The sequence below is a fragment of the Mycolicibacterium bacteremicum genome, from assembly GCF_002086115.1.
Classification (GTDB): Bacteria; Actinomycetota; Actinomycetes; order Mycobacteriales; family Mycobacteriaceae; genus Mycobacterium; species Mycobacterium bacteremicum.
Window position 1 is genome coordinate 1 of sequence record NZ_MVHJ01000024.1, and the last position, 24,490, is coordinate 24,490.

Sequence of the window (24,490 nt, forward strand, 5' to 3'; positions counted from 1 at the left end):
CATCTCACCCCCGCCACCACCACACCGCACGCAGCGTCCGACATCACACCGGCGGTCCCGCACGGTTGTCAGCGCCGCGCACAGTCGCGCCGTGTTCGCCGGAATGGCCGCCGGTGCTGTTGCCGCCGGGGCCTACGCTATGTCCCCCGATGCCCGACCAGGTATCGAGATCGCCGCAGCGCAACAACAATTCGTCCAAGACTCGGCAGGCATTCAGATCGTTTCAGTGCCCAACATCGCCGATTCGTCGGTGCACGTCGAAGAGATTGCCCGCGCCACGGCGTTCGCCCAGGAGCGCGCACAGCGCGAGGCCCGATTGCAACGGCCCCGGTTCATGTTTCCCACCACCGGAATACAGACGTCGGCGTTCGGCAGCCGCTGGGGCACGTTGCACGCCGGTCTGGACATCGCCAACGCCGTCGGAACGCCAATTTACGCCGCCACCGATGGTGAGGTCATCGCGGCGGGACCCACGGCCGGCTATGGGATGTGGGTAAAAATCCGCGCCGCCGATGGAACAGTGACCCTCTACGGGCACATCGACACGGCGACCGTTCAATTCGGGGACCGGGTGATGGCAGGCGACCAGATTGCCACGATGGGCAATCGAGGCAACTCCACCGGGCCACATCTGCATTTCGAGGTCCACCTCAACGGATCGCTCAAGGCTGATCCCATGTCGTGGTTGCGCGCCCGCGGCGCTGCCCGCGACTAGCCCGTACGACAAGCTGGTCAGCATCCACGGCGGGTCGGTCGGGCACTGCAGCGTGTCGCAGGCGAGTCGACACCGTAAGCTGACTACGGACTTAATCAGGAGGTTGTTCATGGCGCGGGTGCGTGGCTTCGGCGAACTGGAAGCGTCGATCATGGACCGCCTGTGGAATCGCGAGTCTGACGCCACGGTTCGCGACATCCTCGACGAAATGAGTGCCGAACGCGACATCGCCTATACGACGGTCATGTCGACGATGGACAATCTGCACGGCAAGGGGTGGCTGTCCCGAGAACGCGATGGACGCGCCTACCGCTACCGGCCCACACTGACCAGAGAAGAGCACAGCGCACGGCTCATGCTGGAGGCACTCAACGGCGGGGGGCGCTCCGAGGCCGTCCTGAGTCACTTCGTCGCGCAGATCGACGCGGCCGAATCGGCTGACCTGCGTGCCGCGCTACGTCGGCTGGCTCGCAAGTCGGGACGGCGATGACCGTCGCTGCGGCACTGCTGCTCTACGTCCTGGTGGTGCTTGCCGCAGGTCCGGTGCTGCTGTCCCGACTCGCCGCCGATGGCATCGCACCCCGGCTGGCCATCACCGCCTGGTTGACCGCCATCGTCACCGTGCTGGGATGCTCGATCACCGCGGTGGCACTCATCCTGATCGAAGCTGCGGGACACTGGGACAGCCCCGACGCACTGATCGCCTCTTGCGTGCAGCGGCTGAGTGCGATCCTGGTCGGACACTCCGGCTGGCCTGCTCAACTTGTGGCCGGCATCGCCATCGCCGCGGCCACCGGCGCATTGAGCGCCGTGGTGATCCGTATGGTCCGCGCGCTGAGCCGGATGCGCACCCACACCCTCGACCACGCCGACGCTGTCCGCCTCGTCGGCAGGCCCCGCGGCGGTGATGTGGTGGTCATCGAGGCGCCCGAACCGGCCGCCTACTGCGTCGCCGGCCGGCCGGCCGCGATCGTCGTGACCAGCGCCGCCGTGGCGGCCCTGGACACGCCGCAGCTGGCCGCCGTCATCGCCCACGAACGGGCCCACCTGCGTGGTCGTCACGCCTACATCGTCGCCGCGGTGCGCGGCGTCGCCTCCGCACTTCCCAAGATCAGCTTCTTCGCGGCCGCGTCGACCGAGGTCGCCTCCCTATTGGAGATGTGCGCCGATGATGTGGCAGCCCGACAGCACAGTCGCCACTCCCTGTTGGGTGGGCTCCTCGCTTTGTCGGGTGTCGCCGCTCCGGCGCACGGGCTGGCCGCGGCCAGCGTGGCCGTGCTGATCCGTGCCCGACGTCTCACCGACCCCCCGCGCGGCATCAGCCAGCTGCGCACCCGCGCCACCCTGGGCGGCGCCGTCGCCGCGATGGCCGCCACGCCGGTGGTCATCGCCGTCCTGGCACTGTCGGGCGCGTTGATCTGTTTCGCCTAACGGCCGGGCGCCCCGTCGCCGCCCTCCCGTGCCCGCGGCGCTCCCTCGTGCAATCCCCGCAGGAAAGCGTTGTACGCGGCCAACTCTGCGTCGCTGGTCGCGGTGTCGGCTTCTCGCCGGGTCGATTCGGACTGCTCGTCACGGCGCCACCGGACCGCGAACAGCAAGACCGTGGCCAAGGCGATCGGCTCGCCGTAGGACCATGCCAGCGCTCCGGCGACCGCTTGATCGGCGACCGGGTCCACATTCCATTCGGGCGGCGGGCGGGAGAAGGTGGTGGTGAGGGCGCGCGGAGCCATCATGAGGATGACGCCGATGAACACGTGCAACGGCATCTCCACGAAGATGTCGAAGAATCGGCCGAGGTTGCTCTGGCGGACCGGCAGCGGTCCGGTCGACAGGATCGGCAGAATGAACAGGACTCCGCTGATCAGGAAGAACACCTGCAGCAGCAGATGCCCGCCGACACCGGAGGCGGCTGCATCGAACAGGTCCGACAGGTACAGGCCGTAGTAGCTCAGCAGGAACACCGGGATGGTGAATCCGTGATGCACCAGCAAGCGGCTGGCGCGGCACCGCAATCCTGCGAGGGCGGCGATGAGCACATAGCGCCCGATGCCGCGATGAGGTGTGGATCGCAGCAGCAGGCGCCCCGGTGCGCCGAGCACCAGCAGCGGCGGCACAAGGATCGACAACGTCAAATGCTGGAACATGAACGCACTGAACAGCCGATAGCCGTAGCTGTCGACGGCTAGACCGGTGACCGCGGCCAGCACCGCGCAGCCGGACAGGAAACTCGTCGTCCGTATCCAGCTCCAGTGGCGCCCGTGTGACCGCACACGGCGAAGAGCAAGCAGGTACCACACCGATAAGCACATCGCGACGGCCGGCAAGAGCGGGACGGCCGGTGGTAGCCAATCGAACATCGCCAGCACCGAGGGGGGTTCCTTCGGCAGCGTCACCTCACCGAACACGCGCTGCCTTATCGGCCTGGTTCGGCGGCAAGGCGCCGGACCAGCGGCTCAAGGTCCTCGGCCAACAGAGCGCGCAAGAAGACCGCCGCTACGCGGTGGTCTCGGTCCAAGACGATCGTCGAGGGGATCACCGCGGTGGGATACCGGTCGCCGAAGGCGATCATGGTGCGCATCGACGGGTCATAGATGGACGGGAACGTGACCTGTCGGTCGGTGATGAAATCCACCGCGGCCTGGCGATTGTTATCGCGAACGTCGATACCGAGGAAGGCAACACCCTCAGATCGTGTGGCGTCATAGACCTGCTGAAGTTCAGGCATCTCGGTCCGGCACGGCGCGCACCATTGCCCCCAGATATTGATCACCACGACTTGCCCACTGAAGTCCTCGACAGACACGGTGCGATTGATGTCCATGAGATCGGGCCCGCTAACCGGGCCCGGTCGGCCGCGCTCCTCGGGCGGATCGAAGAAGATGTCGACTTTCCCGCCGGGAGCCACGAACTGAAAGGTTCCGCCCTGGGCGACCGCATCCGTACCCGTCGCGCATCCGGTCATCGCGCCGAAGACAGCTACAGTCGCTGTTGCAGCGGCAAGTGTGCGCCACGCCCGGACCACCATGTGCCGCATACCTCCCACTCACACCGTCTACGTAGTAGATACGTAGAATGTTAGCGCGCCGGCGACACCTCCCGGCACCATCGACGGATCGGACACACGTGACCGCGACCGCACGCCTGATCGCGGCGAGCCTGCTGGCGTTGGCTTTATGGGCCAGCGGCAGCGGGATCGCCACCGCTCATACCGCTTTGATCGAATCCGATCCTGCCGACGGGTCATCACTCACAGTGGCGCCGACGACAATCACATTGACGTTCAACGAGGACATCAACTCGACGTTCGCCAACGTCGTCGTCAATGACTCCGGCGGCCGAAACTGGGTATCGGGCACGCCCGTTGTCACGGGGTCGACGCTACAGGCGACGATCGGGCCGGATCCTCTGATCAGCGGCATGTACACCGTCGGGTACCGCGTCCTATCCGCCGACGGACACCCCGTGTCCGGGTCATATACCTTCACCGTGCAACCGGGCCCGAGCCAGCCATCCCAGCCCGCAGCCTCCACTGCCGACGCTGCACCCGTTACGTCTTCTGCGACTCCCGCCCAGCCGCCGGCGCCGGCCAACGACACCAGCGGCACCTCGGCGGCAATATTGTGGGCAGCAGTGGCCGGGCTCGCCGCCGGAGCTGTCATCACCGTCTTGCAGGCCCGCCGGCGCCGACGAGAGGCTCACGCACTGTCCCAGCCAGGCTCCACCGCGGATGCGCCGGCTTTGGACGACCGCGACCAGTCCACCTGATTCGCCACGCCCATCCGGTTCCCGTCCGGTCGTTGAGGTCACAGGTATGTGACGGAAGTGAACACTGCGTTGGAAGTGCTATACGCTCCTGGCCACATACTGAGTTACTCAGTAGATGGTCGGCTGATGCGAAGCGAAGGTGCGCCAGTGGGTTTCAACGCAAGATCGGTGCGCATGACGCTGGCCGTACCGCTGGCCTCGGCACTCGTGCTAACCCATCCATCGACTGTGGCCGCGCAACCGAGCAGACCATCTGATGCCATCGCCACACTGGTCGGCGACGTAGCGCGCGCCGACCAGGACCTGGCCGATCTGCAGTCCAGGATTCACACGCAACAAGAGTCGGTCATGAAGGCCCTGCACGACCTGGAACGCGCACGTGACACCGCCCAAGTAGCCCGCCGCGCCCTTGAGGCGTCACAGCAGAAGGCCCAGCAGACATCCGAATCCGTGAACCGGGCACAGGAGAAGTTCGACGAGTTCGCGGCCTCCCAGTACACCAACGGCCCATCACCGTGGCCCATTTCGGCCACGACGCCGGAGCAAGTCATCTCCGACGGATCGACGCAGCAGACAATGGTCCTGGCGTTCAGCGAGGCACGACAAAACCTGCAGCTCGCCCGCATCGAGCAGACCAATGCCGCATCAGCGACGCGCCGAGCCAAAGAAGACGCCGACGATGCGGCACGCGATGCACAGGCGCGCTACGACGAAACAGTGCAGCAACTGCGCTCCACCGAGAGCGCCTTCGCCGCCGCACAAACCGACATCGATTCCGCCGCAGCACAAGCGCGCGCCACTCGACAGCGACTCGACGACGCACTGCGATCAACACCCGCGACGGCATCCGCACCGGAAGTACCAGACTGGGATACAGACCCCGCACGGCAGACCGCTGACCGAAACTGGAACCTGACGGTACCGGTGCTGCCCAACGTCAATTTGCAAGACCCCGTCGCCGTCATCAACTCCGTGCTGCAAATATCGGCAACATCAGCACAACTCACCGCCGACCTCGGCCGCCGATTCCTCGTCACACTAGGGATCCTCCCCTCACCGTCTCCAGCGGCCACCGCGGCACCCGCCGGCCAGATCCCCCGGGTATACGGCCAGCAGGCCGCAGAATTCGCCATCCGCAGAGGCATGTCACAGATGGGCGTCCCCTACTCGTGGGGCGGTGGGAACGCCGGCGGTCCCACCAAAGGCATCGACCAGGGTGCCGGGACCGTGGGCTTCGATTGCTCCGGGCTGATGGTCTATGCATTCGCCGGCGTCGGTATCAAGTTGCCGAAATACTCTGGTGCGCAATACGAACAGGGTCGACGAATACCGGTGAGCCAAATGCGCCGCGGGGACCTCCTCTTCTGGGGCGCGGGCGGCAGCCAACACGTGGCCCTCTACCTGGGTCAAGGTCAGATGCTCGAATCGCCCTTCACCGGCTCTCAAGTCCGGATTGCCCCCGTGCGGCCCAGCGGAATGACCACACACGCGGTCAGGCTGATCGAGTACTGAAACAGTCCCCGCCCCAAGCTGAGACCGCCCACAGCCCAGGGCTTTCGGGGGCACCTATCCCAACGGCTGATCGACACTCAGAGCATGGACACGATCGCTTCGGCGCTACCCTCCGAACAGCAGGTAAAGGCCACCGAAGGTGTAGAACACCATGGTCAGCATCATCGCCAGCTGACCGGTGATCTGATGCCCGGACGGCAGCACCCGCAACGCGCGATCATGGGCGGCGATGACGGCAATGATGTGGCCGATCACGACACACGACACCTTGATCGTCGACAGCACGCCCGGATGCATGGACAACACGTAGTGAATGTCGCTCGGATCCAGCCCAAGCAGGTGCCAACCGCGACCGAGCGGATCGGCCAGCCGCACCACAGTTTCCTGCCCGCGTTCGATGAGGTAGGACAGATAGTGAGCGAAGACGTACCCCACCACTATCGGGATGAGAGAATGGGCAAGTAGTCCAGGTAGCTGCCGGCGCTGGTCGCGATCAACACCTCCCGTTGCTCTGGCCGCCGCCCAGAAAGTGGCGGCGACGACACCAATGAACAGCGCCAGACCTGCTGTGCGAACCAATGTTTCACCAAACGTGGTCTGCGCACCGACAGAATCGGCAAACGCGCGAAACCCAGGGGTAGCCGAGAAACTGTCGAATGCGGTCGACCCCAGCAGAACCGCCAGCACCGCCACCAAGCCCGACCTGACCGGCATCGACGGAAGGCGATTGAGCGGATTGCCCACAGTCACTTCGCCAGTGCGCCGATCCCTGCCGAACACCGACATTCGCGACACCGCCACGCTGTACACATCGAACGGATCAGCTCGGCGAAGCCATGGGTCTCCGTACAGTGCAGCGCCCATGGTCATGACGACGGCATAGACGAGCAACCACACTTTGATAGCCGTCAACGAGCCGGGGTCCGGGCTGGCCAGCTCCAACCATACGAAGCTCCCGAGACCTATGGCCGCCGGCCAGTAGCCAAGCCGGTCCGGATACCGTCGCCGCGCTTCACGACCGCTGAGGCGCTGCACCCCCAGCACGAGCACACGGATGGGGGACAACACCCGCCACACCGGTCCGATGAGCAGCGAGGTAGCCACTAGGCCCACCCATAGCAGCACATAGAACACGCCTTGCAGCGCGTTGCCCGAGCCTTGCGGGCCCCATATTGCGGCCATAGCCACCCACGCTGTAAAAAGCAGGGCAACGCCGCCGATGACGCTACGCACTGCACGCGAGTCGACCGCGCCAGTGGCCCATCGCGGCAACGGCCGCCCGGCCTTATCGGGATCAAACCGCGGCCGTTTCCAGGCGAAGGCGACGATGCCGAAGGTGGCAGTCAATGCCCATGCCGCACCGATCAGCGCGAACGAGAGTGGGATCGGCAGGTCGGTCGAACCGCCTACACCATGCGCCAGGACGGCCGTCGCAGAGCTCACGGACGAACTTGAATTGTCACAATGGTGGAACCGAGATCATGCAGTTCGACGTCCACTCTGCCAGGGACGTCGACGGTGAACGTGAACGTCTGCTTCTGGGCGGCCGCGATGGTGAAGGTGTGTTCGGGCACCGAGTGAACGTGCAACTGATCGGCGACATCGCTGTCGACACGCAAAGTGATCGGCTCCCCCACTATGGCGTCGAGTTCGGCATTGGTCGGCGTCACGACCCCTGCAGAGATCGTGATATCCAGGACGACGCTATCGTCACGGACGGGTGTGGCCGCAGCGGTCGGCTGTGTCGCGCTCGACTGTCCCGTTATCGACGACGGTGAGTTTTCCGGCGACGAACCTTCGGTCTGCTGCGGGCTGGAACCGCAGGCCGCCAGCACGAAGCCGACCGTAGCTATCCCAGCCAACCAAGCAAGGGCGCAGGACCTCACTGATCCAAACCTGGTTCTTTCAGAACCACTTGATCGGCCTCGGCGGCCGCACGCCGCCGGTCACGCATGACCACCGCCACAACGACGCCGGTGAGCAAGAACGCCGGCGTGATCGCCGGAAGCGCCATCCACAAACCGACATCGGTCGCCACCACGCTGACACCCGGGGACAGTTCCACACCCACATTGAGACCGACAACCACTCGTTGCAATCCCCACCCCCTCTATGACGCCTGCCACAGACCGTAACCTACGGATCGCGACCGTAGGTGGCCGAAGGCGGAGTGACTAGGACTGCGTTCGCCATCTGGATGCCGGGAACTGGCTACGCCTCTTCAGCCTGTTCGCACAAATGTGAATAGAAGGTCCGGGAGCGCGCTGCGTTCTACGCAAGCTGTGAACTAGTCAACCCATCCGCTCGAACGGACCACCCGCTCGACCCATGATCGAAGCCCATGCCGCTCGGCAATCCACTCATCCGCGATCCTGCGAAACTCGTCCCGATGCGCTTCTGCAATCGCGTTCGCAGTCTGCCGCAAGTGGCGCTCACACAGTTCCCGTTCACTATCATCCAGATGTTCTGGGCAGTGACTGGCGAACTCGTTTGCACTAATCCGTGCTAGCCGTTTGCGGCATAGTTCCCCATTCGCCTGCGGATGCCGGCACCGTCGATTCGGTCGCGTTGGTTCCGGTTGACTCTCTCGGGCTTGTTGGAGCGAACGTTCGTAAGATTCGCGAAGCATCGCCTCATACTGGTCAGCCGCAGGAGTTGCCGGGACCTTCCGTGGTGCGCCGTACTCGACGGCAACGCGATGACGAGCATGGATTGCTTTCGGCCTGGATGGATAGTCGGACCAACTCGCAGCCAAATCAGCGTCTTGGGCCAACAGACTTGCTGCGGCGAATGCTGAACGTGCGGATTCACGTGCCGTCCGTAGGTCGCGCTCCAACTCGTCCAGGGTTAGGCCGACGTCCACACGCATGGCGCGGAGCGCGAGTTGACTTTCCTGCAGAACGCCGACGAGTTCGTCGAGCATCTCGAGGCCGCGTTTGGTCACCCATTCGCGTCGAACTGGTGGCGTGTCGGCGTGCATCATGCCAATGTAATACTAGTAGTACAGACTTTATTGTGCACTCACAGTTACGTATGTGCGTGCCCACCCGACCAAGCCAGAACAGTCCGGAGCGTGTGGCTGCATGGGAGCGCCGACGAGAGTCCGTCGGCAAGCGAATACGCGAGCTCCGCGTCGAGCGAGGCATGACGCAGGAGCAGCTGGCCCATGAGTCCGGCGTCACTCGTCCCATTCTGAGCGCGGTGGAGAGTGGGCAACGCGGTTTGCTCTACGAGCGGCTCTTCGATATCGCCGACGCGCTCGGAGTGCCCGCCAGTGACCTGATGGTGGATCGGTAGGCGCCCAGAGCCGGATAGCTGAATCGCGTAATCGATCACCTAGTGGTCGACATCGCAGCGACTTTCGATTGCCTTGATAGCCGCTATCGCCGGCTGCCCAAGGTCGGGGTGGTCGACGTAATGCCGCATCATGTCTGCGGTGGCCGCGTTCCCGACGCGGCCGAGTGTGTCCACGACATAGCGTTCGATGCGGGGATCGGGCCATTCCCTGAGTTCGTCGCGGTGTGTGAGCGCCCACTGCATGAGAACGCAGATTTGTTCGGGGTAGGCGCTCAACAGCAGATCGTGGGGGGCAAATTCATTGTCATTGTTGTAGCCGGGTATCAGCGCGAAGCGCATGTCGCTGAGCGCTGCTGTGGCGGGTCCAGGGCACGTCGTCTGTAGGCGATCCCAGATGAATTGCGCTAACCGCGTTGGCAATTGCCGACCGCGTAGCAGCGGGAACAGCAGTTCGTCGACCAACCGCCAAACCCCGACGAAGAGCAGGGCGGCGGGTTCGTCCTCCTCGGCCACTGGCGCTTGAGGCAGTCGGTCGCTGATTTTGGCCCAGCCGCGCAAACCCTGGAGATGCCCGGCGACGCAGTCCTGTCGGTTGAAGGTATCGAACCGCATCCGTCGCGCCGCCTCAGCAACCGCGCGGCCGATCAGGTCGTCGGCACGGGCGGTGCCCTCGGCCAGTCCGTGGACGGCTTCCGGATAGCCGAAGCCATCGAAGTCTCCAGGTGCGAGCACGGCCATGGCGTAAAGGGTCAGCCGCTGATCGAGTGAGAGCCCGCAGACCACCTCGCCGTAGGGTCCGAAGACCAGTTCGTCCTCATATTGTCGTGAGACGATCGACACTGCCATTCGCTGTCGATCCGGGTCGTCGGGGTCAGCGATGATCTCGCCAATCTCCGCTTCGATGTCATCGGCGGTGGCGACCGGTTCGATGCGCCCGTATAGCCCCAAAACCTCCAGCAGCAAGCTGGACAAGAAGATGTTGTAGTTGGCGTCGAAGGTGTCCAGGACGTCGGCGATCGCCTCGCGCTCCTCTGGTGGCAGCACATGGTGAGCGAAGCGCGCGGCCTCCAGAACCTCCAGGCGCAGGTGGTAGCCGCCGGCGTGCCAGCCGCTGCGGATGAGGTCCACGGCGTTTGCGGCGTCCTCGTCGTGGCGCAGCGGACGGCTCAGCAGTGCGGCCACGTGCAGTCGCCCCCAGGACGGGTTCGCTCGCCACATCCGCGTCGCGAAGCATGATTCGGAGTCGGGGCGATCACCCCAATGACGGCCGGTGTCGATGGCGCCGCAGACGTAGGCGGCGGCCAGGGCGTCGCTCTCGGTTGGGTACTGGACCGCGTAGACCGAGGCGAACACGGTGCTGATGCTCGTACGGTGACCCTGCTCGCGCAGGGCAACCATCTCCGGGCGCAGCACCTTGTCGGTCACGTCGAGCAGCTCGCCGACGTCATCAAGGAGCAGCCCGTCCAGCACCCCCAGTCCGATCGCCCGTAACAGCGCCTGCTCAATGGGTGACCATGGGCGCGAACCGTGCCAGCCGCCAGCCCAAAAGCCTCCATCGGTGGGGCCTTCGAACACTGCTTCCGGCGTCACCATTCGGGCTGTGACGAGCAGTTCAGTCATCTCTGCGAGTGCCGCAGCTGCGGTATCCGCGCCGAACGCGCCGCGTGCGGCGGCCGCGAACAGCTGGTCGTCGGCAAGCTCACGGATGGCGTCATAGCGGCGCGCGGGGTCGCGTTCCAAACGCAGCGCGTACTCGCGGAGATCTTCGTGCGCCGGCTGCGCCAGTACCTGACCAAGGGTTGCTCCGTCCTGCGATGACACGACTAGTTGTTCGGCGGCCAAAAACCGCCCGTGCCTTTCGTGGCCAAAGCGCAGCCGCCCTTGGTGGACCGAAACCAGCCGGGAGTCCAGTACCTCGTCCACCGCGGTGGGTGTGTTTGTCAGCGGCGGGCAGCGCCGCAGCATCGCCATCACTTCGGTGACCGGCAGGACGGTGCTCACCTTGGCGTCCATCGCGGTGGCCACGCAGCGCAGCCCGGTGCGTACTGCCTCGCTGGGCGTTAGCCGGCTGACGTAGGCGTCGAGGACGTCCGCGCGCGACGCACCGGCGGGAAGTTCATCAATGACCTGGGCGGCGACGCTGATGTCGTATCGGGTGCGGTATTCGGCGAATTCAGCGACTCCCGCTGCAGTTCCGTAGGCGTCGGCCAGCTGGGTCCGTTCTTCACCCTGTGGCGAGACGAGCTGGATGCGTGCGGTCGGGGCGAACAGCTCAACAATGTCGAGATCGGAGGATGTTGTCACCAACACCGTCGCCGGCATTTGCAACAGCAGGGCGTTGAGCTGCGTGAGCAGTTCGTCCCGGTGCGTGCTGGCTTGCAGCGCGTCGACGACAATGGTGACGCCCACTCCTGAGTCAGCAGCCTTGCGCAGCAAGGCCCATGCCGGTTCCGTGCTGTAGGGGCTCACTGCGCGTTTGATCAGTACACCGAAGTCGTTCTTCGCGTAGTCGTCGGCCGAAATCCACACCACGAGGCGCCCCTGCTGGGTGAGCCGTAGCGCGGCGTGTTGGGCGGCGTGAGTCTTGCCGTCGCCGGACGCTCCCACGAGCAGCACCCTGCTGACTGGCTCGGTGAGCGCCGAGGCAAGCGCGTCCGCATCGACGGTAGTTGCCTGCTCGTCGAGCAGCCCCGCGGCGGGGATGAGCGGAAGAAGTCGCGCCGACCTCGCGTCGCGAAACCGCCGCTGGTGGTCCTCAATAGCGGCCCGATCGGCGCGGAGGCGCCGTACCTCATCGTCGTCGTCAGCCTCGGGGTATAGGCCCAACTCTCGGATGAATTCATCCCAATCGGCGTGCGTCCACTGGGTAACACCACGTCCCGGCGCGGTCACGTAGTCGACCAAGCTCTCCAGTCCCAGTGCCTCGACGTAATCGAAGTGGTGTAGCTGCGAGCCCTGCGGCACTCGGGGACCGATGGCGACCACGGTGTCGATTTGGCGGTAGAAGTCCTTCTTCAGCGGCTTAGGCACACGTTGAGCTTTGGCGAGCTTTGACATCTCATCGGACAGACCCAGGGTCTGTTCCTTCGCCTGATGGTAGAAGTTGCGGTGCCCGATGGGGCGGCGTTTTTCGTTGGGCAGGCTCTGCTGCCATGGCCCGTTCGCCGTTGCAACCAGTGGCAAGCTCGGGTCCAGTGTTTTGAGTTCCACGACGACGCAGCGCGTCGCGGTGATAATCACCAAGTCGAGTTGGCGGGCACCGCGCAGCACAAAGAAATTGACCAGCAGCAACGCGGATACCCCGCGCCGCTGCAGTTCAGCTCGGACTGCGCTGATCGCCCGCCGCTCGGATTCGTGCGCGGGTCGGTCGCCGTAAAAGACGTCGATGTGGACTTGTTGTGTTGTTGTGTTGCTCATCAATCGCCAGCCCTATCGGCGGCACCAAAATTTAAGGATAGCGGTGCCCGCCGACAAGCGATGGATGCCGGCCCTGCGAGTCGTTGCGTCCGGCCTTCTCAGCCTCGTTGGTCGTATGAACGAAGCGTGCCTGGCGCGACGCGACGAACCTTGTCCCGGTGTACGGCCTGCATGAGTAGGCGCGCATTCTCCGGCGCCCGCAGGAGGTAAACCGTTTCCTGCCATGAGTCGTAGTCCTGTGCGGACATCAACACCGCATCTCCGACCTCCGAAGTAATGCGGACTGGCTCATGAGCGGCGTTGACCTGCTCTAATAGAGCAGGCAGCCGCTTCCCCGCATCGCCCACGCTGATCATCGAGGCCATTCTGGCAATGTACTACTAGTGGTACGCACTTGGGGGTGCGCCCACTCGCCGGGGGTCGTTCCCGGCCCGCGGTTCATCGACGAACGCTGGGTCTCCGCGGGGTCCAATCGTGCACGCGGCTTCCTTCTGACAGTCGTCAGAGGTCGGGAACCCATCCATTCGCGATTGCAAGCTTGGACAGCGGCGGCTCGACGTGCCGTGAGGATCTCCACCGTTCGGCAGCGACGACCCAACCGAGCGGGAACTTCTGCGGTTGTTCAAGAATGGAATCGGTGAGCAACGGCGAGCTCTCAGCCTTGCCATCAGGTATGACGATGTGCGCATCAGGTCCGCATGCCTCCAGCGCCTCAAGGAGAGGTGCCACTGGCTCGCCAGTGAGCAGGCGCACGCTGATTGCCCGGACCGCTGGCCACGACGCGTGTCCGTAGCCTGCCATATGACCTAATTGGCTGGCGCTCAAGCCCGCGAGCGGATCGAAGGACTCGAGCGTGGCGGCGTGGTGCGCTATTAGGAGTCGAGCTCTATCAGTTGCAGATCGCGCCGCCTCCCAAATTTCTGACCGGAGGCGCCGGCCGATTGCACTGGCAGCGAGGCGGCTGGAAGTCTGAGCAGCACTGAAGAACGCATCCTCCTCGATCTGATCTACTACTTCATCGAATGCGGCGATGTGCTCCGCGACCACTTCCATGTCCGCTATCGCGACGAAAGCTAACGCCCAAGTCGTGCGGGACAAGTCGTCGTCACAAAATTCGATCTGGTCCTTCCACCATGATCCCGAAGACTTGTTGGCACGGGTCTGCTGGACGAGCATGCCGTAGTCAGACGAACTACCAAATGCGCTGGCTCCGGGTGTGATTGATCCGCCGGTCACGATGTCTAGCTGGATGGCACCGATGAGCGCGATCTCGGCGCCGATGAGGCATTGGCCGTGTATTGCGGCGAGTTCACGTGCGGTGTGCTGCCAAGGTGCAGTCGATTTGGACTCGCCGCGTCGGACGGCGCTTGCCCGCATGATCCGTTCGTAGCGTCTATCGACCGTCTTTAGGCGTTTGAATATGCTGGATCGCGCCTTCCTTTCGGCTTCGTTATCGACCAGGTGCCCGACCGGCACGAGGTATATCGGGTCGGCGGTGGGAGTCGACAGTCGTAAATAGTGCTGTGGCCGTAGAACTTTGAGCAGGTCGCCAGCCACGTCCGTGCCAGCCACTGCGATGTCGCTTACCTCATTGTCAAGAACACTTCGAATGAGGACTTCATGCGCTGTCGATCCGGCTGGCGGCCGGGCCTTGAGCGCGATGGCTGCGCGCCGATTGGCAGCGTCATCGAGCGCGATAGCCGTGGCATCCGAATCGTCCAGTGTCGCACCAGGAAAATCAACACCGAGCTGAATCCAGGCCGCCTCATGCGGAGATCCGATAGCCGCGGTCAAGCGTGGGATCCACCATGCTTCGAATTCCTCGCGGTTGACTCCCAGCCGGGGAAGGATTCGGACTCTGTCCCGCGAGAGCGTCTCGTCCGGTTTAGCCGCGCTGGCCGACATCAGGGCTGCGGCGAGGTCGCTGCCGCCACGCTCGGCGGGAAGGTCGGGCAGCGGGGATTTCAGACCTTTCGCAGCGAGGAGCCGTATCGACAGTGGATCCGACAGTAGGTGCGCGGTCGCGCGCTGCGACCTAGCCACAGGCGTGAACACACCGTCGGCCAACAGAGTAAGGACGGCCGCACGGGCCTGTAGCGGATGCCGGCCCGATTCGAGCGATTCATCCAACCCGGCAACCAGCGTCATGAGCTCATTCGGGTTCGCGAAGCCCGCGTAGAACCGCGCAGTGTTCGCCCAGTATGAGCGATCCACTAGTGCGCGGATAACATCACTGCGCAGCACCACGGCTTCTCCAAAGAGACCGACGTAATCCGAGAGGAACAATGCCGCGAAGTACTCACGGACCGAGTGGACAGAGAATTCGAACGTGCCGTCCACCTTGCTCGACAATGCCCAGAATCGGTCCGAGATGGCGCTGAACAATTGATCTACCAGGTCCATCGGGCCCTCTACCTCATCGAGGTAGTTGCGCAGGTGACGCTTGATACGTTTCGTTTCCAAGCGATCTGGCATCGTGCGTGACTCGACTCCGGACTGCATTAGCCAGCCGAGGTATGCCGTTAGTTCGTAGACCAGAGGCACGTTGTCCTTGACCACTTGGTCCTTCTCGACTTCTCTATCCAGCAGGGTTTCCATGAACTGCCGGTACATCGCGGTACGCGCATCGGGTACACCTTCGCCGCGACGGTTCACGAGAAAAAGTAGAATCGTCAATTGCATTGGGTTCTTGGCGAGTTCAGCTACGTGGTCTTGAGCGCTACGGTCGCGGAACACCTTCATCAACTGTCGCTGCTTGCGGCCCCGTATGTGATGCACGGAGGTCCATTTGCGCATGTATTCGTGCTGAAGTGAGGGTGATAGGCGCACAAGCCTTACCGTCTCGAACATCTCCGCGGAAGGTTCCTTCAATCCGCCGTTGTTCGGTCGCGTCGTCACCACTACTTGAAATCGGCGTTGCGAAGTGCCGCCAAGTCTGCGTGCGAATGCATCAATCTGTTGTACGACTTCAGATCTCAAGGCGGAGTCTGCGACCTCATCGAGCCCGTCCAGGACGACCAGCAGTGGATAGCGTTGAGTGAGGTCGTTGATCTGTTCGACAGTCACGGATCGTCCGCCGCTGTGATAGGCGCAAAGCGACGCGAGGAAATGCTCGACGCTTCGTTCGGCGGCCTTTGGCCGCTTAACCTTCCATTCATCGTGGCCCCAGGGGTCCTGCCCAAGCAGCCATGTCGCGTACTCTTTCAGGTCCGCGCGAAGTGCCAGCTTTGGATCGGCAGGCCGGTGGTCGGGCGCCTTACCCATCGTGATGTCGCTGGCTGGCAGGAGAGCAGCTCGGTGAACCTGGCAGAGGTACTGGCCGAGCGTCGACTTACCCTGGCCGGGTTCGCCACGAATGAGCGTCAACGGCATCGTAGTGCGCAGCAGGTACTGCACAGCGCCTTCGCCGCGAGCCTGCTGACGGCCCACGTAGGCGTCCAGCGCGTTACCGGCCGGCTCCTCCAGCGTTTCTTCGACGTCTACGAACAGGTCCACGATGTTGAGGTGGTCCATATCCACCTGGCTGAACTTGACCTTCGCATCCTCACCCCACTGAGCGGCCATCACAGCTAGCAGCGTTCGGCGCATCTCGGCGGCGCGCCCTTCGGCTTGAGACCCATCGATCAGGTAGCGAATGAGATCTTGCCCGACGAGCATTTGGGCGTAGGACCACTTGGTTGCGTCGGGCGCGCTGTCGACCATCGAATCCAGGTCGGACTGCCACAAGCAACGCATCTGGATGCCGTACTGCTCGGAGAGCTTGTTCAGTTCCTCGTCGAGGCGATCAATGGTGCCCGTATTGGGAGTGCTGGTGCCTGCCACACAGGTCATAAGCCGATATTCGGTAGCACCCTCTTCGCGGATAAGGCGCTCGATGTTCGCCCGTTCGGCTTCGACGGCGCTCTTGAGCCAGGTCACCGGGTTCTGCAGCGCCTTGCTGGTCCATTTGACCTGGAAGATGACCGCAAGGTCGCCCTCGGAGCCGCTGATGTCACGGCCTCCGTCGCTCATACCGACGGGAAAACAACGAGCGTCGGGGTGAGCGATGCGAATCAGCGCGCTACAAAGCTGCTGAAACTCTTTCTCGCTCAGGCGCTGATAGAGATACCGAAACGAGTGACCGGATTGCTCGCTCAGCGGTTTGCCCGGACTCGAACGTCGGCCACCCCCGCGTCTGCGCGTATTCGGCGAAGCGGCACCCGCCGCCCGCGCAACTTCAGCGCGAGGGTCTTTCCTGACGCGCTCTCCGTTGAATCGATTTACGGGCATCTGTCACTTTTCTTTTTTGCGTTCGGTGGGCCAGACGATACCGCGGCGGAGGGGCCGGTTTCGTCACGCGTTTAGTCTCGCGCAGTAGTCCGACATTCCACTTCGCTCTCGTCGCCGCCATCTCGAAGCTCGCACTCTAAGGTGCCGCCGCGCGGCAAACCGGAGGGAGGCTTCGACGTTCCTTGAGTTACGCTCTTCTGCAGTTTCCCTGCCTTGCCTGGCCCTAGAGGCAGACAGTCACCCCAGCCCCTCGCCTACGGCTATCCCGACACCTCGTGGCTGATGCCGCGCTCGATTACCGTCGACGACTTCTGACCCCGCTGAATGTTGGGGTCATCGCGGGTGCCGGGCCGGTAGGATCGACCTTTAGGTCGAGCCCGGAGGGAGGTGCCGCGATGGAGCGCAACACACCGAAGAAAGTGGTGGTGTCGAGGGCTGCGGTCAAGAAGGCCGGGATGCGGGCCACAAAGGCCTCGGCCAAGCTGGAGGGGCGCGTCGTGCCGGCCAGTCACCGCCGATCGGCCGCAGTGCGGGCCTACCTCGCTAAGCAGCAGCCACCTAAGCGCTGATGCCGCTGACGCCCGGATACGGCGAAACCCCGCTACCGCACGACGAACTCGACGCTCTGCTTCCTGACGTCATCGAGATCCTGGACAAGCCGATCACGCGCGCGGATGTTTACGACGTCGAACAGGGCATGCAGGACCAAGTGTTCGACGAGTTGATGCCGTCGGCGCTCGACGGGTCGTTGCCGCTCGACGATCTACTCAGTGATCACTTCGTGCGCGATCTGCACACGCGACTGTTCAGGCCGATCTGGCAGTGGGCCGGCCAACCGAGACAGCTCGAAGGCAACATCGGCGTCGCGCCCGAGCAGATTGCGGTGGAGTTGCGCAACTCTCTCGGGACGATCGCCTGGCGCTGGGAACACACCAACGACTGGACGGCGCAGCAGCTGGGGATCGTCGTCCATGCCGAGACGGTACGCATTCACCCGTTCGTCGACGGAAATGGGCGCACCACAAGGCTGCTCGCAGACCTTGTGTTTGCCGCCGCCCAGAATCCTGCCGAGCAGCAGTACGACTGGGATCTCGACAAGCCGCAGTACATTGCGCTATTGCGCGACTTCGATCAACACCGGGACGTGACAGATCTCGCCGCGTTCATCGCTGTGGAGCAGATCGAACAGCCTGAAGCATGAATGACCTGTTGCACGGGTATTTGTGGATTCAGGCAGGGGCCTGAGTGGATTCGGCATCCTTCTGTCGGGAGGTGCCGGCCCAGACTGCGTAGCGCGCCATCGGCCCGCGGAGGCGGTCAATGGCCACTTCGATGGCTGGCTTACTGAACAAGGTACGATCGAATCCCCTTTCGTCCGAGGGAAATCCACCGAGGATGGTCGGGGTGAGTTTGTAGGGGTCGGGCCGTCGGCCGCCGGTCATCTCGGGTGAGATACGACCGCGGCGACGTCCTTCCACGGTGTCATCGGTCGCGATGAGCCTGAATTCCGCAAGCTGGTGGATGGCCTCGTATGCCTCTGCGCTGAGCCCGAGATGCTTCTTGCGCACCGACTCGGCGAGGAAGATCTGGCGAGGGTGGTCAGCGGTGTGCGGTGTGCGGGGCAGCTTGCGGTCGGCAACGTGGCACACGGCCAGCAGCGTCGCCAACTCCGAAGGCGTAAGGATGAGGTGCCAACCGGTGGTGAAGAATTCGGTAGGCAGGCAGAGATGCTTGAGGTGGTTGGGCTCTCCGCTTGGCGGACGATAGCGGCGGCCGGATCCGTCTTCTCGGTTCAACGTGTGGTTGGTGTAGCGGTGGCCGGTCTCGCCAAGGTCAGCCAGTTCACATTTGTAGAGCGCATCCAGGGCTCGGTTGAACACGCGGCGCTGGTTGCGCCGGTCGACGCTGGGAAGGCCGATTAGCGAGGCCTCCGACGGAGCGTTGTCGATGTTGTAAACACTGTGCCGCCGCAGGGGTTCCGGCGGCGGGGTCGGGTTGTTGGCTGCACTGTGGGCGGCGCGCATCTGCTCGATAAAGAGCTTAGTGAGGTAGAGCCCAATGGCGTGCTGGTTCTTGCCCTTAAGCAGTCGAGTGAGCGGCGGGCGCGTGGTGATGTCTTCGCCGAGCTCGGCGTCCCAGGCGGGGCGGGCCGGGAGTCGGTAGATGAACTCGGAGCGGATGACGATGTAGTCCCGGTCGGGGTGAGCCAAGCCGGTGAGGCGCTGAGTGGCGCGGTTGATGGCGTCCTTGGTCACCGCCTCCTGCAGGAAGCTCAACCGGCGCTCACGTTCGGCTTGCAGCTTGTCGGTCGCCTTTCGCATGTACTCCGACTCCCGTGACGGCGGTTTCTTGCCGTCGCGAGTACGGATGTCGAAGAACTCGGCGACGGCGCCGTTTTCGCCGGAAGGCAGTTCGGTCACATCAACCACAATACAACAACAAGTACTGAGTTAGCAGGGACCGAGTTGGCGGAGCAACCGACACCATAAATGTTAAAGGTAGTTGACACTTGTCCCGCCACTATGGCCCCTTAGTCTCCGCCAAGTCGGTCCTTTTTCGTGGCTGCGCTGCACGGCAAACCTTGGAATCGTGCAGATCAGGACCACCACCGAGAGGATCCACACGACATGGCAAAGCAGCACCAGCCCGCGTCGGGCGATGACAACCCCAACCACGAGACGCGGTGGCGCCAGAGTGCCGGCGCCGTCGGACCGACAATCACCGGTGTCACCGCCGGAGCGACGGTGGGCTGGATCACCCGTGATCTCGGCCTAGGGGTCACCACGGCAGTCGCTGTGGTGAGCATCCTTCGCGATGTGTTCCCGCGGCCGCAGCGGTAACCGGGCATGCGCCAGCACAGGAATCTTCCTTCCAACGGGCTCGCTGACTGCCTTTGGCAGGTATCGTTCTGTAAATAGCCGCGAAGTGTCCAAAGAAGACGACGAGTTCACGCAGCGCCCAGGTGCTCTGCCGGTCCGGGACTGCGATGACACCGGGCTCATAGTGCGCCGCGGTGGCCCCGCGCCGCGCCCGCACCGCACACGCCCCGGCGGCCGGCCAGCGCTGCCGCACCGCGGGCAGGGCGAGGACATCCTCGACGTAGCGGCGCACCGCGTCCACCGAACCGAACCGCGCCTCCGGGGGCAGGGTCAGCGCGGTGCCGAAGAAGTCGAGGGAGCCTCGGCCGTCGGTCCGGTCGAACAGCGTGCGCACGAAATCCTCGGCGGCATAGACCTTCGCCCGCTGAGAATCGCGCATCAACGCTCCAGTCTGGCCCGCGCTCCGGACAACTCCTGGGCGGGCCCCAGCCGAGCCCGGCGCCCCGCGCGGTCCCCGGCCCGGCGGGCCTCCGACGAGTACCCGGCCGTCGCGCTGCTGGCCCGCCAGGTGCCCCGCGCCGCCGAGGCCCGCTTGTAGAACGATGTCAGCTCGAGGTCTTTGTTCCGCAAGGCCAGCGCGGTGCCGGGGGCGCGATCGGAGCCCTCGGTCGCCGAGCGCCGGGCCTCCTCCCGCGCCTCGGACAGCCGCTGGCCCACCCGCGCGCCGAAGGCCAGCTGGAAGTTGATGCGGGCGGTGATGGTCGGCGTCGGCTTGTGGGCGCCGGTGGCCAGATACTCCTTGGACGCCCGCACCATCTGCATGACCAGACTGGAATACAGGGCGTGGCTGGCGTCGATGTCCTCGGGGAAGCCGTAGGCGTAGACGAACGTGGAATTCGATGCCACATCGCATTTCACGTCGTTGGCCAGCGCGATCACCACGAACAGCTGCACGTAGGTGCGCAGCCCGCGGGTGCCGGGATCACCGATGCTGATGGTGCGTTGTGCCGGTGCCTGGGCGGCGGTGCGTTGCGCCGAGTGCGCGCGGGCCACCGCCAGGTCGATGGATGTGGCGGTGGCCAGACGTTGCGCCGCGGACAGGAACGCCTCGGCCTCGTGCTCGTTGTCGGTACCCTCGGCCTGCCGCAGCAGGGCCGCGATGCGGGTCAGCATCTTGTCGTTGCTCATGCGATCACGCTAGGAACCCGGCCCGACAAGTTCGCGCCGCGCGACGGCATTGTGCACAGGTGCTCGGTCATCGGCTGACGAAGGTGTCCAGGGCGGCGATCAGTTGCGGGGACAGCGGATCCTGCTTGGCGTAGTTGGCGACGTTGTCGGTGGGGTCGTCGCGCAGCACGTGGTTGACGCCGTCGAGTTCGACCACCGTCAGCGCGGTACGGCGCAGTGCATCGACCAGTGGGCGCACCGATGCGCACGGGGCCTGGCCATCGGAATCCGAACAGGTGACCAGCACCCGCGTCGCGGTGGGCACCTTGGCGGCCAGTGCCAGCGGGTCGATCGAGTCGGCCTCGACGACGGCTTTCACGTTGCCCGGGTTGAGGATTGCGCCCAACCCGTCGGGCAACTGCGCCGGGGCGGTGCCCCGGGTGCGGGCCTCGTCGACGGCGGCGTTCCAGGCATCGAGGGTCTGCTGTGCCTGTTCGGGTGTCTTGGCCCCGGCGGTCCGGGCGGCGGCGACATCGGTGCGCACCCGGGCGCTCACGATGTCCAGGTACCGGCCGGGCAGCGGCTGAAAGAGTCCGAGCGCGTGAATCTTCGGCGCATCGGGCTCGATATCGTCGGCCAGGGTCATGGCGTGCACGGTGCCCTCGCCGAGCGCGTACACCGAGATCCGCTCGGCGTCGGTGCCGGGCCGGCCCGCGAGGTAGCGCACCGCGGCCCGCGCCCCGGCCGTGTAGGCGGCGCTGCCGACGTCGGCCGGATTGGTGGCGTAGGGACCCAGGCCGGTCTTGCCGGTGCCCACCTTGTCGTAGCGCAGCGATGCGATTCCCTTGCCGGACAGGTACTCGGCGAGTTGACGAATGTTGCCGACCGGCCCGGCGACCGCGTTGTCACCATTGCGGTCGGTGGCACCGCTCTCGGAGATCAGCAGGGCGGCGGGCCCGGTGTCGTCGCCATGGTGGCGGTAGGTGCCGTGGATGGTCAGCCCCGCCGAATCGGTGAACGAGACCTCGTCCTCGACCCAGCCCTGCTGGCCGCCCTGCCCGCCGGGTTCACCGGAGGAGCACCCGGCCACCAGCAGTGTCACCGCGAGCAGCGAAACCATGATCCGGACAACGCTTTTCACAGTCGGGTCGCGATCCACGTCGTGACATCGTCGAGTACCACCGCGCGTTCGGGTTCGTTGAACACCTCGTGGTAGAGCTCGGGGTACACCTTGAGGTTGACATCGGCGGATCCCACACAGTCGACCAGGCGCTGCGAACCGGCCACCGGGATCAGCTTGTCCTGGCCGCCGTGCACCACCAGCAGTGGCGCGGTCAGCGCGGCGGCCCGCTGCGGCATGGTCTGGCCGACCCCGATGAGTGCCTTGGCCACACCGGCCGGCAGCTTGCCGTGGTGCACCAGCGGATCGGCCTCGTAGGCCGCCACCACATCGGGGTCGCGCGAGACCGCGTCGGCGGGCAGATTCTCCACCGGCAGGCCGGGCAGCAGGCTTCCGAGCACCTTGGCGACCCCGATCATCACCGACGACACCGCGTCCTGGGCGTAGACGGCGGGACCGGACAACACCATGGCGGCGTAATCGTCGGGGTGCTCGACGCCGTAGGTGAAGACCACGCCACCACCCATGCTGTGCCCCAACACGACCCGCTTGAGCTCCGGGTGCGCCGCGGTCGCCAGACCGACGAGGTGGTGGAAGTCGGCGGTGTACTCGCCGATGTTCTTCAGGTAGACGCGCCTGCCGCCGGATCGCCCGTGCCCGCGCAGGTCCAGCGCGTAGGTGAGCAGCCCGGCCTCGCCGAAACGCTGCGCGACGTGGTCGTAGCGGCGGGCATGCTCGGCGTAACCGTGACAGATCAGTACGACCCCGGTGGGGTCGGTGTCGGGCGTCCACACGTCGTAGACGATGGGCACTCCTGAGACGCCGTCGAAGGTGCGTTCACTGCGGGTGTTGGCCACACCGAAAGCCTATCGGCAGCCGTTGTCGGGTCCCGCTTGTCGGGGCGGCTCGGTAAGCTCGTCGGCGTGACCGTCCTCACAGCGGTAGACGACAGATTCGATTCCAAGGATGCCTTCCTCGCCGATGCCCAGCGGTATCGGCGAGAACTGCTGGCACACTGCTACCGGATGACCGGTTCGGCGCACGACGCCGAGGATCTGGTGCAGGAAACCTTCCTGCGCGCCTGGAAGTCCTATGACCGGTTCGAGGGCAAATCCTCGGTGCGCACCTGGCTGTACCGGATCGCGACGAACACCTGCCTGACCGCGCTCGACGGAAAGCAACGCCGGCCGCTGCCGTCGGGACTGGGCACCCAGAGTTCCGATCCGCACGCCGATATCTACGAGCGCCACGAGGTGCCCTGGTTGGAGCCGCTGCCGGACGCCGACGATCCCGCCGACCCACAGACCGTGGTGGGCACCCGCGAATCGGTGCGGTTGGCATTCGTCGCGGCCCTGCAGCACCTCTCGCCACGGCAACGCGCGGTGCTGGTGTTGCGCGATGTGCTGCAGTGGCGCGCGGCCGAGGTCGCCGACGCCGTGGGCTCGTCGACCGCCGCGGTCAACAGCCTGTTGCAGCGCGCGCGTGCCCAGCTCGACGCGGTCGGCCCCAGCGAGGATCAGCAGCTGCAGCCGCCGGAGTCCCCGGAGGCCCGGGAGCTGTTGACCCGCTACATCTCGGCGTTCGAGGCATACGACATCGACAAGCTGGAGAAGTTGTTCACCGACGACGCCATCTGGGAGATGCCGCCGTTCGACAGCTGGTACGTCGGGCCTGCCGCGATCGGCGCGCTGTCCCGGGACAAGTGCCCCGCCGAGCGGGCCGGGGACATGCGGCTGGTGCCCACGACCGCGAACGGACAGACCGCGGCCGGTATGTACCTGCGCAATCCCGCCACCGGTGTGCACGAAGCCTTCCAGCTGCATGTCATGGATGTGACCGCCGCCGGGATCACGCACGTGGTCGCGTTCCTGGACACCTCGCTGTTCGAGAAGTTCGGGTTACCCGCGGCCCTCTGACCGGTGGGCGGCCTGCAACGCCGCGATATCGAACTTGCCGACCGTCGCCATGACGGCGGCGTTCAGTCGTTTGTTGGCCGCATCGTCACCGTCGGCGAGCATGTCGTAGTACTCGGTCGGGGTGAGCTGCCAGGACAGTCCGTACCTGTCCTTGAGCCAGCCGCAGGGCTGTTCCTGGCCGCCGTCGACCAGTGCGGCCCACAGCCGGTCCAGCTCGTCCTGACCGGTGACGCGCACCTCCAGCGAGACCGCCTCGGAGAAGGTGAAGTGCGGGCCGCCGTTGATGCCGACGAACGTCTGTCCGTCGAGTTCGAACTCGACGACCACGGGGACGTTGTTCGGCCCCGGCGCGTCCGGACTGGCGGCCTGGGTCCGGATGATCCGGCCGTTACCGCCGAAGGCGGCGATGTAGTGCTCGGCCGCCTCCTCGGCCTCGGTGTCGAACCACAGGTTGGGAACGATGCGTGCGCTGATCTGAGTCATGCCGGTACTG

22 protein-coding genes are annotated in these 24,490 nt (G+C 64.7%); 8 read left to right on the top strand and 14 right to left on the bottom strand.

What is annotated here, in order from left to right:
* The 3 genes from BST17_RS21695 to BST17_RS21705 all read left to right on the top strand — a co-directional run.
* Positions 1-715 (top strand): M23 family metallopeptidase (locus BST17_RS21695; RefSeq protein WP_109750247.1); only part of this gene is annotated, 715 nt, incomplete at its 5' end.
* Between the two features lie 109 nt (positions 716-824).
* A complete protein-coding gene (locus BST17_RS21700) occupies positions 825-1,205 on the top strand; it encodes a BlaI/MecI/CopY family transcriptional regulator (protein WP_083061033.1) in 381 nt (126 codons plus the stop codon).
* Positions 1,202-2,146: a M56 family metallopeptidase gene (locus tag BST17_RS21705; RefSeq protein WP_083060974.1), complete on the top strand. Its 945-nt coding sequence runs from the start codon at positions 1,202-1,204 to the stop codon at positions 2,144-2,146. The genes BST17_RS21700 and BST17_RS21705 overlap by 4 nt, the downstream gene beginning before the upstream one ends.
* Here the strand turns inward: BST17_RS21705 and BST17_RS21710 are convergent.
* Both BST17_RS21710 and BST17_RS21715 read right to left on the bottom strand, forming a co-directional pair.
* Complete coding sequence (locus BST17_RS21710; protein WP_083061034.1) at positions 2,143-3,072, bottom strand: cytochrome c oxidase assembly protein; 930 nt, start codon at positions 3,070-3,072, stop codon at positions 2,143-2,145. The genes BST17_RS21705 and BST17_RS21710 overlap by 4 nt on opposite strands.
* A gap of 56 nt (positions 3,073-3,128) precedes the next feature.
* Positions 3,129-3,740, bottom strand: coding sequence for a TlpA disulfide reductase family protein (locus BST17_RS21715; RefSeq protein WP_109750248.1), 612 nt, complete (start codon positions 3,738-3,740; stop codon positions 3,129-3,131).
* A gap of 98 nt (positions 3,741-3,838) precedes the next feature.
* On the opposite strand from BST17_RS21715, the gene BST17_RS21720 reads away from it, so the two are divergent.
* A complete protein-coding gene (locus BST17_RS21720; RefSeq protein WP_083060976.1) occupies positions 3,839-4,480 on the top strand; it encodes a copper resistance CopC family protein in 642 nt (213 codons plus the stop codon).
* Between the two features lie 147 nt (positions 4,481-4,627).
* On the top strand, positions 4,628-5,992 hold the full coding sequence (locus BST17_RS21725) for an NlpC/P60 family protein (RefSeq protein ID WP_234807768.1): 1,365 nt from the start codon (positions 4,628-4,630) through the stop codon (positions 5,990-5,992).
* 105 nt (positions 5,993-6,097) lie between these two features.
* Here BST17_RS21725 and BST17_RS21730 read toward each other — a convergent pair whose 3' ends face one another.
* The 3 genes from BST17_RS21730 to BST17_RS21740 are packed head-to-tail and all read right to left on the bottom strand — an operon-like array spanning position 6,098 to position 8,081.
* A complete protein-coding gene (locus tag BST17_RS21730) occupies positions 6,098-7,435 on the bottom strand; it encodes a hypothetical protein (protein WP_083060978.1) in 1,338 nt (445 codons plus the stop codon).
* Positions 7,432-7,827 carry a hypothetical protein gene (locus BST17_RS21735; protein WP_234807769.1) on the bottom strand — a complete coding sequence of 132 codons (396 nt, stop codon included), beginning with the start codon at positions 7,825-7,827 and terminating at the stop codon, positions 7,432-7,434. Before BST17_RS21735 ends, BST17_RS21730 begins: the two co-directional genes overlap by 4 nt.
* 47 nt (positions 7,828-7,874) lie before the next feature.
* Positions 7,875-8,081 (bottom strand): hypothetical protein, encoded by a 207-nt coding sequence (locus BST17_RS21740; protein ID WP_083060980.1) that lies wholly within the window; start codon positions 8,079-8,081, stop codon positions 7,875-7,877.
* Positions 8,082-9,031: 950 nt separating this feature from the next.
* Between BST17_RS21740 and BST17_RS21745 the strand changes: the two genes are divergently transcribed.
* Positions 9,032-9,289, top strand: a complete 258-nt coding sequence (locus tag BST17_RS21745) for a type II toxin-antitoxin system RelB family anti-toxin (RefSeq protein WP_074362888.1) — start codon at positions 9,032-9,034, stop codon at positions 9,287-9,289.
* A 39-nt stretch (positions 9,290-9,328) separates the two neighbouring features.
* On the opposite strand, the gene BST17_RS29515 is transcribed toward BST17_RS21745, so the two are convergent.
* The 3 genes from BST17_RS29515 to BST17_RS21765 all read right to left on the bottom strand — a co-directional run bounded on the left by BST17_RS29515 (position 9,329) and on the right by BST17_RS21765 (position 16,717).
* The gene (locus tag BST17_RS29515; protein WP_207573696.1) at positions 9,329-12,706 is read right to left on the bottom strand and encodes a nuclease-related domain-containing protein; all 3,378 of its coding nucleotides are present in this window, start codon (positions 12,704-12,706) and stop codon (positions 9,329-9,331) included.
* 98 nt (positions 12,707-12,804) lie between these two features.
* The gene (locus BST17_RS21760; RefSeq protein ID WP_083061036.1) at positions 12,805-13,062 is read right to left on the bottom strand and encodes a type II toxin-antitoxin system Phd/YefM family antitoxin; all 258 of its coding nucleotides are present in this window, start codon (positions 13,060-13,062) and stop codon (positions 12,805-12,807) included.
* A 145-nt stretch (positions 13,063-13,207) separates the two neighbouring features.
* Complete coding sequence (locus BST17_RS21765; protein ID WP_083060981.1) at positions 13,208-16,717, bottom strand: NACHT domain-containing protein; 3,510 nt, start codon at positions 16,715-16,717, stop codon at positions 13,208-13,210.
* An 826-nt stretch (positions 16,718-17,543) separates the two neighbouring features.
* On the opposite strand from BST17_RS21765, the gene BST17_RS21770 reads away from it, so the two are divergent.
* Positions 17,544-18,176, top strand: a complete 633-nt coding sequence (locus BST17_RS21770; protein WP_083060982.1) for a Fic family protein — start codon at positions 17,544-17,546, stop codon at positions 18,174-18,176.
* Between the two features lie 28 nt (positions 18,177-18,204).
* Here BST17_RS21770 and BST17_RS21775 read toward each other — a convergent pair whose 3' ends face one another.
* The 5 genes from BST17_RS21775 to BST17_RS21795 all read right to left on the bottom strand — a co-directional run bounded on the left by BST17_RS21775 (position 18,205) and on the right by BST17_RS21795 (position 22,938).
* Positions 18,205-19,395: a hypothetical protein gene (locus BST17_RS21775; protein WP_234807770.1), complete on the bottom strand. Its 1,191-nt coding sequence runs from the start codon at positions 19,393-19,395 to the stop codon at positions 18,205-18,207.
* A gap of 358 nt (positions 19,396-19,753) precedes the next feature.
* Positions 19,754-20,233 carry a TIGR04338 family metallohydrolase gene (locus BST17_RS21780; protein ID WP_234807771.1) on the bottom strand — a complete coding sequence of 160 codons (480 nt, stop codon included), beginning with the start codon at positions 20,231-20,233 and terminating at the stop codon, positions 19,754-19,756.
* On the bottom strand, positions 20,233-20,982 hold the full coding sequence (locus tag BST17_RS21785; RefSeq protein WP_083060983.1) for a DUF2786 domain-containing protein: 750 nt from the start codon (positions 20,980-20,982) through the stop codon (positions 20,233-20,235). Before BST17_RS21785 ends, BST17_RS21780 begins: the two co-directional genes overlap by 1 nt.
* A 67-nt stretch (positions 20,983-21,049) precedes the next feature.
* Positions 21,050-22,081 carry an alpha/beta hydrolase family protein gene (locus tag BST17_RS21790; RefSeq protein WP_276071120.1) on the bottom strand — a complete coding sequence of 344 codons (1,032 nt, stop codon included), beginning with the start codon at positions 22,079-22,081 and terminating at the stop codon, positions 21,050-21,052.
* A 17-nt stretch (positions 22,082-22,098) separates the two neighbouring features.
* On the bottom strand, positions 22,099-22,938 hold the full coding sequence (locus BST17_RS21795; protein WP_083060985.1) for an alpha/beta hydrolase: 840 nt from the start codon (positions 22,936-22,938) through the stop codon (positions 22,099-22,101).
* Between the two features lie 36 nt (positions 22,939-22,974).
* Here BST17_RS21795 and BST17_RS21800 point away from each other — a divergent pair, with 36 nt between their 5' ends.
* Positions 22,975-23,997: a sigma-70 family RNA polymerase sigma factor gene (locus BST17_RS21800; protein ID WP_083060986.1), complete on the top strand. Its 1,023-nt coding sequence runs from the start codon at positions 22,975-22,977 to the stop codon at positions 23,995-23,997.
* Here the strand turns inward: BST17_RS21800 and BST17_RS21805 are convergent.
* Positions 23,980-24,480 carry a VOC family protein gene (locus BST17_RS21805; RefSeq protein ID WP_083060987.1) on the bottom strand — a complete coding sequence of 167 codons (501 nt, stop codon included), beginning with the start codon at positions 24,478-24,480 and terminating at the stop codon, positions 23,980-23,982. The genes BST17_RS21800 and BST17_RS21805 overlap by 18 nt on opposite strands.
* Positions 24,481-24,490: the final 10 nt, after the last annotated feature.